This window comes from Adlercreutzia sp. CNCM I-6215 (assembly GCF_977072315.1).
Genome location: NZ_CDRVMA010000007.1, coordinates 112,230 through 126,881, shown reverse-complemented (window position 1 = coordinate 126,881; position 14,652 = coordinate 112,230). Strand labels below are relative to the sequence as shown.

11 protein-coding genes are annotated in these 14,652 nt (G+C 65.0%); 6 read left to right on the top strand and 5 right to left on the bottom strand.

Annotated elements, in window-relative coordinates:
• Window positions 1–157 precede the first annotated feature (157 nt).
• Window positions 158–1,150, bottom strand: a complete 993-nt coding sequence (gene pta / locus ACW4LP_RS07135) for a phosphate acetyltransferase (RefSeq protein WP_197746015.1) — start codon at window positions 1,148–1,150, stop codon at window positions 158–160.
• Between the two features lie 209 nt (window positions 1,151–1,359).
• Here pta and glf point away from each other — a divergent pair, with 209 nt between their 5' ends.
• Together glf and ACW4LP_RS07125 are read left to right on the top strand one after the other, a co-directional pair.
• Window positions 1,360–2,589: a UDP-galactopyranose mutase gene (glf, locus tag ACW4LP_RS07130; protein ID WP_114539098.1), complete on the top strand. Its 1,230-nt coding sequence runs from the start codon at window positions 1,360–1,362 to the stop codon at window positions 2,587–2,589.
• 55 nt (window positions 2,590–2,644) lie between these two features.
• Complete coding sequence (locus tag ACW4LP_RS07125) at window positions 2,645–3,664, top strand: glycosyltransferase family 2 protein (RefSeq protein ID WP_114539097.1); 1,020 nt, start codon at window positions 2,645–2,647, stop codon at window positions 3,662–3,664.
• Here ACW4LP_RS07125 and ACW4LP_RS07120 read toward each other — a convergent pair.
• Genes ACW4LP_RS07120 through ACW4LP_RS07110 form a run of 3 tightly spaced genes read right to left on the bottom strand, consistent with a single transcriptional unit; the run spans window position 3,661 to window position 6,694 of the window.
• Window positions 3,661–4,488, bottom strand: coding sequence for a type III pantothenate kinase (locus ACW4LP_RS07120; RefSeq protein ID WP_173113079.1), 828 nt, complete (start codon window positions 4,486–4,488; stop codon window positions 3,661–3,663). The genes ACW4LP_RS07125 and ACW4LP_RS07120 overlap by 4 nt on opposite strands.
• A 45-nt stretch (window positions 4,489–4,533) precedes the next feature.
• Complete coding sequence (gene dinB, locus ACW4LP_RS07115; RefSeq protein ID WP_331458044.1) at window positions 4,534–5,778, bottom strand: DNA polymerase IV; 1,245 nt, start codon at window positions 5,776–5,778, stop codon at window positions 4,534–4,536.
• 43 nt (window positions 5,779–5,821) lie between these two features.
• Entirely contained in the window at window positions 5,822–6,694 is an 873-nt protein-coding gene (locus ACW4LP_RS07110; RefSeq protein WP_173113076.1) for a DegV family protein, read from the bottom strand.
• 247 nt (window positions 6,695–6,941) lie between these two features.
• On the opposite strand from ACW4LP_RS07110, the gene ileS reads away from it, so the two are divergent.
• Genes ileS through hemH form a run of 4 tightly spaced genes read left to right on the top strand, consistent with a single transcriptional unit; the run spans window position 6,942 to window position 12,639 of the window.
• Window positions 6,942–9,788, top strand: a complete 2,847-nt coding sequence (ileS, locus tag ACW4LP_RS07105; protein ID WP_455803664.1) for an isoleucine--tRNA ligase — start codon at window positions 6,942–6,944, stop codon at window positions 9,786–9,788.
• 54 nt (window positions 9,789–9,842) lie between these two features.
• Window positions 9,843–10,364: a signal peptidase II gene (gene lspA / locus ACW4LP_RS07100; RefSeq protein ID WP_241521320.1), complete on the top strand. Its 522-nt coding sequence runs from the start codon at window positions 9,843–9,845 to the stop codon at window positions 10,362–10,364.
• A 48-nt stretch (window positions 10,365–10,412) separates the two neighbouring features.
• Window positions 10,413–11,471, top strand: coding sequence for an RluA family pseudouridine synthase (locus tag ACW4LP_RS07095; RefSeq protein ID WP_173115260.1), 1,059 nt, complete (start codon window positions 10,413–10,415; stop codon window positions 11,469–11,471).
• Window positions 11,464–12,639 carry a ferrochelatase gene (gene hemH / locus ACW4LP_RS07090; RefSeq protein ID WP_455803648.1) on the top strand — a complete coding sequence of 392 codons (1,176 nt, stop codon included), beginning with the start codon at window positions 11,464–11,466 and terminating at the stop codon, window positions 12,637–12,639. Before ACW4LP_RS07095 ends, hemH begins: the two co-directional genes overlap by 8 nt.
• 78 nt (window positions 12,640–12,717) lie before the next feature.
• Here the strand turns inward: hemH and ACW4LP_RS07085 are convergent, their stop codons facing one another.
• The gene (locus ACW4LP_RS07085; RefSeq protein ID WP_302223330.1) at window positions 12,718–14,601 is read right to left on the bottom strand and encodes an FAD-binding protein; all 1,884 of its coding nucleotides are present in this window, start codon (window positions 14,599–14,601) and stop codon (window positions 12,718–12,720) included.
• Window positions 14,602–14,652 lie beyond the last annotated feature (51 nt).

Below are 14,652 nucleotides of genomic sequence, written 5' to 3'. Positions count from 1 at the left end.
CAGGGCGCGAGGTGGCCGAGGGGGTGCCGCGCGCAGTTCATTGAAGTGCATAGAAAAATGAGACGACCCGCGTCGAGCCCTGCACTTCAATGTTGTCTGAGCACGACACCCCCTCGGCCACCTCGCGCCCGGAGGGATGGAAAGGCAAGAAGGAGCGCTATTTCCCCTGCGCCTGCACGGCGGTGATGGCCACCACGCCCACGATGTCGTCGGCCGAGCAGCCGCGCGACAGGTCGTTCACCGGGGCGGCGATACCCTGCAGGATGGGGCCGAGCGCCTCGGCCTTCGCCAAGCGCTGCACCAGCTTGTAGCCGATGTTGCCCGCATCGATGTCCGGGAACACGAGTACGTTGGCGCGACCCGCGACAGGAGAGGCCGGCGCCTTCGCCGCGCCGATCTCGGGAACGATGGCGGCGTCCAGCTGCAGCTCGCCGTCTACCGCGAGTTCGGGCACGAGCTCCTTCACCTTGGCCGTCGCGCGCACCACCTTGTCGGAATCGTCGTTTTTGGCCGAGCCGTAGGAGGAATGCGACAGCATGGCGATGACCGGCTCGGCATCGGCGAACAGCGACCGCCACGCCGCCTCGGCGTTGATGGCGATCTGGGCCAGGCGATCGGCGTCGGGCTGCACTTCCAGGCCGCAGTCGGAGAAGATGAAGGTGCCGTGGTGGCCCAAGTCGCAGTCGGGCACGTTCATGACGAAGAACGAGCTCACCATCTGCGCGCCAGGAGCGGTCTTCAGGATCTGCAGGGCCGGGCGCAGCACGTCGCCGGTGGAGTGGCAGGCGCCCGAGACGAGGCCGTCCGCTTCGCCCATCTTCACCATCATCATGCCGAAGTACAGCTCGTTGTCCATAAGCTCGAGGGCTTGCTCGAGCGTCATGCCCTTCGCCGCGCGCAGCTCGGCCAGCTTCTCGGCATAGGGCTCGCGCAGCTCGGAGGTGCGGAAGTCGACGATGCGGGCGCCCTCCAAGTTGCAGCCGGCAGCGGTGATGTCGTCGGCGTCGCCCAAGACGATGAGGTCGGCGATGCCCTCGGCGAGAATCGCCTCGGCGGCCTTGAGGGTGCGGATGTCGTTGCCCTCGGGAAGCACGATGGTCTTCTTGTCGGCCTTCGCGCGGGCGATCATGGAATCGAGGAACTGGCTCACGGGAACGTCCTTTCTCACGGGTATCCTGCCCTCATGATAGAGCACGGGCCGTCGCCCCGCACGGCGCGACCGTGCGGCAGGTTCATTTATTCGGTTTGTATGGGGTTTGGAGGCCATCGGATGCGGGCTGGGTACAATATCCTCCGAACGACGCCGCCCGAGCGCCGGCGCCCCATTCGCATCAACGAGTACGAGGGAGAGAACCCGTTATGGCCGTTAATTACGCCGATTTCCGCGATATCGCCATCGAAGACTACGACGCCGTCGTTGTCGGCTCCGGTTTTGCCGGGGCTGTCAGTGCCCGGCAGCTTGCCGAAGAGGGCGGTCTTCGCGTGCTCGTCATCGAGAAGCGCGCGCACATCGCCGGCAACATGTACGACGAGTACGACGAGGCCGGGGTGCTCGTGCACCGCTACGGGCCGCACATCTTCCATACCAACGACCAGCGCGCCTACGACTATCTTGCCCGCTTCACCGAGTGGTCGAGCTACCAGCACCGGGTGCTTGCCGATTGGTATGGCACCTACATGCCCGTGCCCTTCAACAAGAACTCCATGGAAATTGCCTTCGGCGACGAGAAGGCGGCCCGGCTCATCGAGAAGCTCGTCGACACCTTCGGCGACGAGCGCAAGGTCACCATCAACGAGCTGCGCGCCCAGGAGGATCCGGAGCTTCAGGAGGTGGCGGACTTCGTCTACCAGAACGTGTTCCTCTACTATACCCAGAAGCAATGGGGCCTCACTCCCGAGGAAGTGGATCCCTCGGTGACCGCGCGCGTGCCCGTGTTCATCTCCCGGGACAACCGCTACTTCCAGGACGCCTTCCAGGGGATGCCGATCGATGGCTACACGCGCCTGTTCGAGAACCTGCTCGGCCACGAGAAGATCACCGTCTGCCTGGGCACCGAGGCGGAAAGCGTCTTCGATCTCGTCTTCGCCGGCCGCGAGGAAGACGCCCCCTTGGAGGCCATTCATATCAAGGGCGCGTCCTTCGAGGGACCCATCGTCTACACCGGCCCCCTCGACGAGCTGTTCTTGGGACGCTTCGGGCGCTTGCCCTACCGCTCCCTCGATTTTGTCTACGAGACCTTCGACGAGACCTACCATTTGCCCTGCGGCACCGTGAACTACACGGTGACCGAGGACTACACCCGCATCACCGAGTTCAAGTGGCTCACGGAGCAGACCGGCGACAAGACCACCATCATGCGCGAGTACTCCCGGGCCTACGAGGATCCGGCGACCCAGATTCCCTACTACGCCATCATCAACGATGACAACGACGCGCTCTACGCGCGCTACCGCCGCCTGACCGACGCGCTGCCGAACTTCCATCCGCTGGGGCGTCTGGCCGAGTACCGCTATTTCAACATGGACAAGGTGGTCGCCGACGCCCTGGCCGCATCCGAGAAGATCCTGACGGAGACGGCCGACGCCTAGGACGCCGCGCGAGGTGGAACACCCGCGCACCGAGACCCCGACGAAGGAGGCGCTTTTGAAGACCATCACGTTCGCCGTGCCCTGCTACAACTCGACAGCCTATATGGATCATTGCGTGGAGACGCTGCTCGCCTGCGGCGAGGACATCGAGATCCTGCTCGTGGACGACGGGTCGACCAAGGACGACACGGCGGCCATTTGCGACCGCTGGCAGAACGAGCACCCCGACATTGTCCGCGCCATCCATCAGCCCAACAAGGGCCACGGCGGCGCGGTGAACACGGGGCTCGCGAACGCGAGCGGCTTCTACTTCAAGGTGGTCGACTCCGACGACTGGCTGGATCCCGCGGCGATGTTTCCGCTCATGGTGTATCTGCGCAGCCAGCTGGATGCGCCGGTGCCCTGCGACATGGTGGTGGCCAACTACGTCTACGACAAGGTGGACGAGGGGGAGCAGAAGGTCATGGGCTACGGCAACGTGCTGCCCGAGGGCTACGAGTTCGGCTGGGACGAGGTGGGAACCTTCCTGCCGAGTCAGTATTTGCTCATGCACTCGGTGTACTATCGCACCGAGATGCTGCGCAAAATGCACCTTGAGCTGCCCGAGCACACCTTCTACGTGGACAACATCTTCGTCTACGAGCCCTTGGTCTACGTGCGCACCATGCGCTACTTCAACGTGGACGCCTACCATTACTTCATCGGCCGCGAGGACCAGTCGGTCAACGAGAAGGTCATGATGGGCCGCATGGACCAGCAGCTGCGCGTCACACGGCAGATGATTGACAACGTGGACCCGCAGGCCGTGCGCAACCGCCATCTGCGCCACTACCTGCGCAACTACCTCTCCATGATGATGTGCATCTGCTCGGTGTTTCTGCGCATGCGCGGAGGCGAGACCGACGAGCAGGATCTGAAGGACATATGGGCCTATTTGAAGGAGCAAAACCCGTCGCTGTACCGCCGGGTCCGCTCCAACGCGCTGAATCTGGCCACGAATCTGCCCACGGAGGCCGGCGAGAAGATCGGACTCAAGGGCTACCAGATCGCCCAGAAAATCTTCAAGTTTAATTAACGTCGTGTGTTCGCGGTATAGAGTTCCAGAAGGCCGCGGAGGGCGAGGGTCTGGTCGACGGTGACGGCGTGCGCCATGAGCGCGGCGATGGTCTCGGCGTCTTGGCCCACGAGGATGACGGGGGTCGTGTAGCCGCAATCGGCCCAGATCATATCGATGAGGCCGTCGATGCGGGCCACCTCCCCCATGACGATGCCCGCCTGCATGGCCTCGACGGTGGTGCGGCCGAGCAGCGACTTGGGGGCTCGAAGCTCCACGGCGGCCAGCTGGGCGGCCCCGCGGGCCAGCGCCTGGGCGCCGAGTTTCATGCCCGGGGCGATGATGCCGCCGCGGAAGGCTCCCGTCTCGTCCAAAAGCTCGAAGGTGGTGGAGGTACCCAGATCGATGACGAGGGCCGGCGCGCCGTAGGTGCTCTTGGCGCCCACCATCTCGGCGACGCGGTCGGCGCCCACGGCCACAGGATCGGAGAAGTTCATCTTGAGGCCCGTCTTCAGGCCCGGGCCCACGGTGAGCGGGCGCGCGTCCGTGAGACGCCGCGCCGCGTCGGCCCATACGCCGGTGAGGGCCGGGATGACCGAGGCGATGATGGCCCCGTCCGCCAAAGGCGCGCTCTCGGGAAGGTCGATGGCGCCGGGTGCGCCTTCCTCGATGGGCGCCAGGCCGCGGGCGAGGGCGTCGAAGAAGCCGAGGACGCAGGCCACGGCGCCGTCGGCCGTCTCGTCGGGATCGGTGGGGACGGCCCACTGGGAGACGAGCCGCCCGTCAAGCGCCAGCCCGATTCTCGTCCTCGTGTTCCGTATGTCGATCGCCAAAACCAGCGCCATGCTCGCTCCTTCTGTCGCGTTTACTGACGTCTATTGTAAGGGAAGCTACTTGTAGTCCTCGACGTTTTTCGAGGAGGAGCCGGTGGTGTTGCCGGATTGGCGCAGCTCGAAGCCGAAGCGCACCGTGCCATCGCCGAAGCGCTCCTGCAAAGCGTCGGTGGCGGCGAGAAGGCTGCGGCGCTTCTTCTCGTCGCGGATGAGCGCTGCGCCTTGGGTCGCGTCTGCACGGTCGTCGCCTCCGAGGGCGGCCGCGTCGAAGAGCGTTTCCTGCACCGGCGCGCCGTCCTCCTCGAAATGGGTCACGGCCACGCCGAGCAGGCGCACCTTCATGCCCGGGGCCCACAGCTCCTGTGCCAGGCGGTGCGCCACGGGGGCGAACGCGATGTCGTCGTCGGTGGGAGCGGGAAGCGCGCACTGGGCCGAGCGGGTCGTGCGGTTGTCGTAACGCACCTTCACGGCCACGGTGCGACCTTTGAGCCCCTTTCGGCGCAGACGCCTTCCCACCTTCGCCGAAATAGTGGAAAGCGCCGCCTCGATGTCCTCGCGCGTCTCCAAATCGCGCGCATAGGTCACCTCGTTGGAGACCGACTTCACCTCGTCGTCCTCGGCCACTTCCGACCGATCTCGTCCCAGGGCCCTATCGCGCATCATCTCGCCGTTCTTCCCGAAGATCTTTCGCAGCAGGGCACCGTCGGCCCGGCCCATATCTCCCAAGGTGCGCACGCCGTGGGCAAGAAGCGTCTTCTCGGCGGCGGCGCCCACGCCGGAGAGCGTGCGCACGGGGAGCTTCTCCAGAAACGCCGCCTCGGTGCCGGGAAAGACCACGGTGAGCCCTCGGGGCTTGTCGCGGTCCGAGGCGATTTTCGCCACAGATTTGGAGGTGCCCACGCCGATGGAGCAGGTGACGCCGAGGGCGGCCACGCGCTCCTGGATGCGCTGGGCCACGAGAACCGGGTGCTCGGTGTTCACGGCGGTGGGGGTGACGTCCATGAAGGCCTCGTCGATGGAGACCTGCTGCACGTGGGGCGTCTCGTCCCTCAGGATGGCCATGATGGCGGCGGAAACCTTGCGGTAGCGGTGGAAGTTCCCGTGGGTCCAGATGGCATCAGGGCACAGCTCTCGCGCCAGCGACGAGGCCATGGCGCTGCGCACCCCGAAGGCGCGGGCCTCGTAGGAGCAGGTGGAGACGACTCCGTGGGCGTCCGCGTCGCCGCCGACGATGACGGGCTTGCCCCGCCAGGCCGGGTGATCCAGCTGCTCGACGGAGGCGAAGAAGGCGTCCAGGTCCACCAGCAGGATGGCCGGCCCTTCCCACGGTGGCAGACAAGCGCCGTTATCGCTCACTGGCCAGGAAGAACAGGGCCATGGTGCCGGGGCCCGAATGGGCACCGATGACCGGATCCACGTAGTTGATGAGAATGTCGGTGACGCCGAAGCGCTCGCGCACGAGGTCGGCCACGTACTCGGCGTCCTCGATGCAGTCGCCGTGGGTGATGAACACCGTCTGGTCGGCCACCGGCGCCGTGGCCGTCTGCTCCATGTGGTCGACGAGCGCCTTCAGCGATTTCTTGCGCCCGCGCACTTTCTCGAGCGGAATGAGGTGCCCCTCGTCGTCTACGTGCATGACCGGCTTGATGTTCAGAAGGGTGCCTGCCCAGGCGCTCGTGCGCGAGACGCGACCGCCGCGGAACAGGAACATGAGGTCATCCACCGTGAACCAGTGGGCCAGATGCAGCTTGTTGGCCTCCAGCCAGTCGCAAACCTCCTGGATGCCCTTGCCCTCTTCGCGCATTTTGGCGGCATACCAAACGAGCAGCCCCTCGCCAAGGGAGGCGGCCAGGGTGTCCACCGAAAGCACCGTGCGATCGGGGTAGGCGTCGGCCAGTTCCGCCAGCAAAAGGTCGATGGCCTGGTAGGTGCCGGAAAGCCCGCTGGAGAACCCGATGTAGAGCACGTCTTCGCCCGAGGCGAGAAGTCCTTCCAGAAGTTCGCGGGAATCCTTCAGGTTCGGCAGCGAGGTGGTGATGACCTTGCCCTCGCGCATCATGGTATAGAACTGCTTAAGGTCGGTTTTGTGCCCCTTGAGGTAGCTGTGGTGCTCCTCGCCGTCCACCATGAACGTTAAGGGGAGGATATGCAGGTCGAACTGGTCGATGACCTCCTCGGTGAGGTTGGAGGAGGAATCGGTGACGATAGCGAAGGCCATGGAGGGCTCCTTATCGGTAGGGGGCGGCGCGCGGCGCCCGAGTTGCGTTGGGGACATTCTAGCGCAAATTGGGTTCGTTGCACCGGCTGCGGCCAATGAAGCCTTTCCTGAGAAAAAGTTGTAACCATTGCCCCTGTTGCGCCCCCTTGCCGTATACTTTGCAAGATGCGCTCACAGACGCCTGGCGCCCCACCGGCGCGCAGGCCGTGACATAGAGGACGATTTCGAAGTGGAAGAGGGAAGCGCCGTGTCAAACAGCTACAAGGACACCATGAACCTGCCCGAGACCGATTTCCCCATGCGCGGGAACCTGCCGGCCCGCGAGCCGGAGCGGCTCGCCACATGGCAAGAGATGGACATCTACCGCCGCGTGCTGGAGAAGAACGCCGACGGCAAGCCCTTCGTGCTGCACGACGGGCCGCCCTACGCCAACGGCCCCATCCACATCGGTCACGCCTTCAACAAGATCCTGAAGGACTTCGTCGTCAAAAGCCATGCCCAGCGCGGGTACTTCACTCCCTACATCCCCGGATGGGACTGCCATGGCCAGCCCATCGAGCACATGGTTGAGGTGACGCTCGGGCCAGAGAAGATGGCCGAGATCTCCCAGGTGGAGCTGCGCCAACGCTGCCGCGAGTGGGCCGAGAAGTACGTCGACATCCAGCGCAACGGTTTCAAGCGCCTCGGCGTGAACGCCGACTGGGAACACCCCTACCTCACGTTCATTCCGAACTACGAGGCCGGCAACGTGGAGATCTTCAAGGATCTGTACCTGAAAGGCTCGGTCTACCGCGGCCGCAAGCCCATCCACTGGTGCACCCACTGCCATACGGCGCTCGCCGAAGCGGAGATCGAGTACTCCGACGAGGTGTCGCCTTCCATCTACGTGAAGTTCAAGCTGGACGCCATGCCCGGCGTGTTCGAGGCCTCCGGAGCCGAGGGCGACGCCTACCTGCTCATTTGGACGACCACCCCCTGGACGCTGCCGGCGAACACGGCGGTGTCGCTGGCGCCGGACGCCGACTACGTCATGGTCACGGTGGGCGGTGACAACCTCATCATGGCCAAGGAGCTGGTGGAAACCGTGGCCGAGGTGGCCGGCTGGGAGGACTATGATTTTGTGCGCGGCGCCGACGGCGAGCCGGTGGCGCTGACGGGCAAGCAGCTGTTCGGCCTCACCTACACCGCGCCCGTCCGCCGCGACATCAAAGGCACGGTCATCTACGGCGACCACGTCACCTTGGACACCGGCACCGGCGCCGTGCACACGGCCCCCGGCCACGGCCAGGACGACTACCTCGTGGCGCTGGAGTTCGACATCCCCATGCTCATGCCCGTGGACGACAACGGCGTGTTCACCGGCGAGGCGGGCCAGTTCGCCGGCCTTTCCACCGACGAGGCCAACCCGGTCATCATCGACTGGCTGCGCGAGCAGGGGACGCTGGTGGCCGAGAAGAAGATCAACCACTCCTACCCGCACTGCTGGCGCTGCCACGAGCCGGTCATCTTCCGCGCCACGGACCAGTGGTTCGTCTCCATGGACAAGAACGCCCTGCGCGAGGACGCCCTGCGCGCCATCAACTCGGAAGTGGAGTGGATTCCCGCTTGGGCCAAGAACCGCATCGGTGCCATGGTGGCCGACCGTCCCGACTGGTGCATCTCGCGCCAGCGCAGCTGGGGCGTGCCGATTCCCGTGTTCAAGTGCGCCAAGTGCGGCAACACCGTGGCCACGGCCGAAACCTTCGATGCGGTCATCGAGCTGTTCAACACCAAGGGCGCCGATGCCTGGTTCACCGAGGCTCCGAGCGAGTATCTGCCCCGCGGCACCAAGTGCGAGGTGTGCGGGGGCACCGAGCTCATCCCCGAAAAGGACATCCTGGACGTGTGGTGGGAGTCCGGCGTCTCGCACACGAGCGTCTGCCGCCATCGCGCCGAGACCGACGGCCTCACCTTCCCGGCCGACATGTACCTGGAGGGCTCCGACCAGCACCGCGGCTGGTTCCAGTCGTCGCTGCTCACCTCCATCGGCGCCTACGGCGTGCCTCCCTACAAGTCGGTCATGCACTGCGGCTTCACCGTGGACGAAGAGGGCCGCAAGATGTCGAAGTCGCTCGGCAACGGCATCGATCCGGAGGAGATGTGCAACAAGTTAGGCGCCGACGTGCTGCGCCTTTGGGTGTCGTCCTGCGACTACTCCCAGGACGTGTCCATCTCGGAGAACATCTTGAAGCAGGTCTCGGACGCCTACCGCCGTTTCCGCAACACCTTCCGCTTCCTGCTCGGCAACTTGAACGATTTCACGCCGGATGACTTCGTGGAGGACTGGGACGCGCTCGAGCCGCTCGACCAGTGGGCCCTCGTGCGCCTCTCGCAGCTGCTCGCCGATGTGGAGGCGTCTTATGAGTCTTACCGCTTCAACAGCGTCTACCGGGCCCTATACGATTACGTGAACGACATCTCCGCCGTGTACATGGACGTTACCAAGGATCGCCTGTACGCCGAGGCGCCGGCCTCGCCGCGCCGCCGGGCCGCGCAGACCGTGCTCATGAACATCCTGGAGGTGCTCGTGCGGGTCATGGCCCCCATCCTGTCGTTCACCACCGACGAGGTGTGGGAGTGCTACCCGCCGGCCTTCCGCGCCATCGAGGGCCGCGAGGCCTCGGTGCAGCTGGCCGGTTGGCCGTGCGCGCGCGACTTCGTGCCTTCTCTGCCTGCCGATGCGGGCGCGCAAGTGGCGACCATGGAGGAGATGATGGCCGTCCGCGAGGTGGTCACCAAGGCGCTGGAGGAGGCGCGAAACGAGAAGATCATCGGCAAGAGCCAGGAGGCGTCGCTTACCGTGACGGCCCCGGCGGCGCTGGTGGCCACGGCCGGCTCCTTCGACCCGGCGGTCTTCGAGGAGCTGTTCATTGTGGCCAAGGTGCAGTTCGTGGAAGGCGACGGCGACGAGATCACGGCGGCGGTCACGGTGGCCGAGGGCGAGAAGTGCCCGCGCTGCTGGAACATTCGCGAGCTGGGCGGCAACCCGAACCATCCGGATGTGTGCGAGCGCTGCGGGGACGCGCTGGACGCCATTCAGGGCGGGGCCGAGTAAGTGGCCGCCCCCGAGACGTTAACCATAGAGAAAGAGCAAGGGGAGGCCTCTGCCGTGGAGGAGAGGCTTCCCAGCCGGCGCAAGCGCAACGCCGCCATCTTCGTTCCTCTTGCCGCGCTGTGGCTTGTCCTCGATATCGCCACGAAAGCTTACTTCAACGGCTTCTCCGTGGGCCAGGTAGTGGCTGGTCCCTTTCTTGGTCTGGTGCAGTTCCGCCTGGTGCACAACACCGGTGCCGCCTGGGGTATGTTCGATGAATCGACCTTCGCCCTCGGGGTGATGTCGGTGCTCGTCTGCGTTGCGCTCACGGTGTATTTGTTCACGGCCGGCAAGCGCGCCGGCGTTATGGAGACGGTGGGGATCGCGCTGATTGTGGCCGGCGGCTTGGGTAACGCGCTCGACCGCTTCACGTTGGGCTACGTGGTCGATTTCATCGACACGGTGTTTATCAGCTTCCCTACGTTCAACGTTGCCGACATCGGGGTTACCTGCGGGTTCGTGCTGTTCTTCGCGGGGATGCTCTGGTCCATGAGGAAGGATGCGCCCGCGAAGGAGGTCGCATCGGAGGAGAAGTAGCCTGTTCGGGGGATGACCCTCTGGCAGGACGTCGATAGAATGGATGCCATGTCACGCTCGCTTTGCCATATCGCCACCACCGAGGACGCAGGAAACCGCCTGGATGCCCTGTGTGCCGCCCGGGGGCTCTACGCTTCCCGCTCGGCCGCCGCGCGCGCCATCGAGGAGGGCCGCGTTTTCGTGAACGGCGCCACGGTTTCCAAAAAGCACGCCGTGGCGGCGGGGGACACCATCGTCTACGAGGTGGACGACGAGCCGGAGTCCGTGGTGGTCTACGGCGAACCCATCGACTTGGATGTGCGCTTCGAAGACGAGGACATGCTCGTGCTCTCGAAGCAGATCGGGCTCGTCTGCCACCCTTCCGTCGATCACGCCCATGGCACGTTGGTCAATGCCCTTATCTGGCACTGCGGCGAGGAGAACCTGTGCAACGTGCAGGGGGAGGAGGCCGACCGGCTCGGCATCGTGCACCGGCTCGACCGCGACACGAGCGGGCTCATGCTGGCGGCCAAGACCGACGAGGCCGGATGCGAGCTCATGGCGCAAATTCAGGATCGGGCGGTCGACCGCCACTATATCGCGCTCGTTCACGGCATCATGGCCCACGATACCGGCATGATCGACGCGCCCATCGCGCGCTCGGCCGACGAGCGCTGCCGCATGGCCGTGCGCGATACGCCGAGCGCCCGGGAGGCCATCACCACCTTCCGCGTGCTCGAGCGCTTCGAGGCCGGCCCCAAGGACGACGGCTACAGCCTCATCGAGTGCAAGCTGTTCACCGGGCGCACCCACCAGATCCGCGTGCACATGCAGTACACGCGCCATCCCATCGTGGGCGACCCGGTCTACAACGCCCACGGCCCCCGCGACGCCCGGGCTCAGCTGGGGCTGCGCCGCCAATTTTTGCACTCCTACAGCATCGCCTTCGAGCACCCGACGACCGGCGAGCCCATGGCCTTCGCCGACAACCTGCCGCAGGATCTGCAGGAGGCGCTTGACGCGCTAGCCGAGCGCTCGCTGGGCAAGACCGACGCGGGGCGCGAGGTGGCCGAGCTCATGGCCGCCTCTCCCGTCCCTTCCGTGGAAGGAGAGGTACCCGATGAGTAAGAAGAAGGCCGCCGCGCCGCGCAAGGTGGGCGTCATCATTGCCAACACGGGCACCCCGGAGGCGCCAACGCGCAAGGCCGTGAAGAAGTACCTGTCTCAGTTCCTCATGGATCCGCGCATCTGCCCCATGCCGCGCCCCGTGTGGTGGACGCTTTTGCACACCCATATTCTGGGCAAGCGCTCGCGGGCCTCGGCGGAGAAGTACGAGAAGATCTGGACGGAGGAGGGTTCACCGCTCATCGCCATCACGACCTCCCTGGAACGTGGGTTGAACGAGTACTACGCCGATCGGGGCCTGCCCGTCATGGTGCGCGCGGGCATGAGCTATGGGAAACCGCAGATCAAGCGCGTCGTGAAGGAGCTGAAGGAGGCCGGCTGCACGGAGTTGGTGGTGCTGCCCATGTACCCGCAGTCGGCCTTCTCCACTACCGGCTCGGTGAGCGACGGGGTGGAAAAAGCGGTGCGCCGCGCGCGATTCAAGGGCGACGTGTGCCTCATCGACGGCTATGGCGAAGACGCCACCTACGTCCGGGCCGTGGCCGCTTCTATCCGCAATGCGGGTTTTTCCGAAGAGGCGGGAGATCGCCTTCTGTTCTCGTTCCACTCCATTCCGCTGAAGGACATCGAGGCGGGGGATACCTACGAGCTGCAGACCGGGGCCACGAGTTTGGCCGTGGCCGGCGAGCTCGGGCTCGATCGCCGTGCCTGGACCATCAGCTACCAGAGCCGCTTCGACAAGGGCCGCACCTGGCTGTCGCCCTTCACGCGACCCACGCTGGAGCGTCTGGCCCAGGCCGCCGAGCCGGGCAGCCGCCTGTTCATGGCGTGTCCCAACTTCTCCGTGGACTGCCTGGAAACGCTCTACGACGTGCCCTACGAGCTGGAGCCCCTCTACCGGGCGGTACTCGAGGGCCTGGAGGTGAACGCCGCCGAGGAGCCCGGCGCCCTGGAGAACACCGGCAAAGCCGCCGCCCGATGCGACAATGCCCATGCCGATCTGGCCGCCGCTCGTCGCCGTCAGCGTGCGGCCGACGACTTCCGCCGCGGCGCTCATCGCGACCGCGCCGACGACGAGGCCTTCATCTACGTCCCCTGCCTGAACCGCTCCAAGGCCCACTTGAAGGTCCTTACTGCCGTGCTCGCCCCCTACGTGGGCGACACCGAATAGGGCGCCTCCCTTCTGGAAAAGAAGCACCGGAAGCGTTGAGCTTCCGGCGCAGGAGGGGGCTTCTCAGGTTGCGGTTTGCTAGATATCGGCGATGACGGCCTCTGCCATGAGATACCCGTAGTTCATGGCCGCATCGAAGCCCATGGCGTAGGGGCGGCCGTCCTTCTCCTCGATGGAGCCGCATACGTCGCCGGCGGCGTACAGGCCCGCGATCGACTCTCCGGTTTCGGTGAGCACCCGACCGGCCGTGTCGATGGCAAGGCCGCCCGTGGTGAGGTAGAAGGTGGGAAGGCAGCTGATGACCCAGATGCCGCTATAGGTGTCGATGTAGGGGAGATTCTTACGCCCGAACTCGTCCTCCTCGCCGGCGAGGGCGTGGGCGTTGTGGGTCTCGATGGTGGAGGCCAGCTCGGGCAGGCCAAGCGCTTCGGCCGCCTCTTCGACCGAGTCGTAATGGACCATGTCGCCGCGATGCTCCAGGCATTTATAGGTGTCCATGGCGTACAGCTCGTTCTTGTTGGTGGTGATGCGCCCCGACTCGTCGGTGATGTAGAAGAAGGCGCCCCCGTTGGCCGCATCGCGCAGACCGCGGCCGAGCATACCGTGGTTGTCGGACATCATGTTTCCGAACTGGGCGCCCGAGGCGTTCACGATGATGCCCGGCGTCGTCTGATAAAGGAACGCGATCTCGAAGTTAGAGCCTGCCTGGCTCGTCGTCGAGAGGAAGGCGCCGAGCTCGCGCCCCATGCACTCGATGGCGCCCCCGGCCTTCTGCCCCATGAGGATACCCTCGCCCGTGGATCCGGGCGCGCAGTTGAACTTGTAATCGGCGTATTCGGGGTAGTACTCGGCGATCATATCCGGGTTGGCTGCGAATCCGCCCGTGGTGAGGCAAACGGCTTTCGCACCCACGGTCCAACTTGAGCCGTTGCGGCCCTGGGCCAAAAGACCAGTCACTCGGCCGTCGGCTTCCTGGACGAGTTCGGTGACCTCGGTGGCGTAGATGATCTGGCCGCCGAGCGCCCCCACTCGGTCGACAAGGAAGTCCTTGGCATAGCCGCAGCCACCCATGTAGCATCCGGGGGCGAGGTAGGGGGTCACGCCGTAGGCCGGGTTCACTCCGAGACTGTAGAAGCCCACGCCCATGCCGTGCAGCCAGTCTACCAGCTTGCCAGAATTGTCGTACATGGCGGTCTGATAGGGCATTGCGCCGTCGAAACGGTCGTTTTCGGGCACGAGGTACTTGCTCATGACAGCCAGCATACCCGCTTTGTTGAACATGGGGTTCTCATCGTGTCGTCCCAGCGCATAGTTCGATTGCAGCTGCGATTCCGCCGCCGCGACGCCCGAGTAGGTCATCGGCATCGAGCCGCCGGCAATGTCCTGTTTCTCGAAGAGCACGACCGACTTGCCGGCCTCCAGAAGACGGACGGCGGCGATGAGTCCCGCGGTTCCCGCACCGGCCAGTGCGACATCGACCTCGAGGTTTTGAGGGGCGCCCCCGGTCGGCGCAGTTGTCCCCAAACTGAAGGAGGAAACGCTGCCGCCGGCGTTCGTGATCGCATCTGCGACGGCGTTTCTGACGGCGATAGAGGTGGTTGTCGCTCCTGTCACTGTGTCGACGTCTAGATTCTTCGTCTCGAGGATTCGTGCGGCCATTATAGGCGCTGCGGTTGTGCCGATGCCGATGGTGTCATCGCAGCGCAGGACGCGAACTGAGGCGAGGTCGCCGCCTGCGACGACGACCTCGACTATCAGGTCGTCGTCGTGGCCCATGGCTGTTCCGATCCATTTCCCGTCGGTGAAGCTCTCTGGGATACCGGGGATGGAGCCGGTATCTGCCAAAGGGGAGGAGTCGGGTGATTGATTTTGCGGACTCGAGCATCCAGCAAGTCCCCCTACGGCGGCAATACTGCCCAAAGCCAGAGTCCCCTTGATAAAGTCCCTACGGTTGAATTCCATGATTGAGTTCCCTTCTTACGGCCTCTGCTCTCGTTTTGATGGTGCGCTCTC